This window comes from Oleiphilus sp. HI0080, from assembly GCF_001635135.1.
In genome coordinates, this window is sequence record NZ_LWFU01001248.1 from 1 (window position 1) to 564 (window position 564).

Annotated in this window: 1 protein-coding gene; it reads right to left on the bottom strand. The window is 46.8% G+C overall.

Annotation, left to right across the window (positions count from 1 at the left end):
* Window positions 1–250, bottom strand: a 250-nt coding sequence (locus tag A3751_RS21600; RefSeq protein WP_156492732.1) for a hypothetical protein, incomplete at its 3' end; no start/stop codon positions are given.
* Window positions 251–564: the final 314 nt, after the last annotated feature.

A 564-nucleotide genomic window follows, 5' to 3' on the forward strand; every position in this document is an offset into this window, starting at 1 on the left:
CACAACTACGCGACTGGGCACGCGCCGCATTCAGAGCGACTAATAACTCATCATCAAGTTGGCTAGTGAGGCAAACCTCATCCATTAACTGAGCAGCAACTGCTTGCCCCTGACCCTGAGAGGTAGCACCCGTTTCAGAAAGACTGTTCACTTCGCTAGTCGAATCATATGCACCAGAAGAGCAAGCGCTTAGAACAAGCGCACAAGTACTCGCGCTCACTAGACGATAAAAATTCTGAATTGTCGACATGCTGCATCCGATTCTCTGATTTCAATGCACTTCAGTACAGCAGTCGCTTTGCGTTCCTTCCGTTGTCGAGAGGTATGGTTTTGTACTCTTGTATGAGCGTTATGAATGATCCGGTTTCAGAATGTAAAATGCTGTAAACCCCAAAGCAGACAAGGGCTACAGAGCCGTTTAACGTAACACTCGTTAACCGAAAATTGGGCGTCAGGGTTTGTGAGCGAAGACACACTTAGCAACATTGCTTGAACTCAAATCGGACAAGCACACGAAACGCGATCATCTGCTGGAGTTTTGTACGCTTTTTGACTCACGTAAAT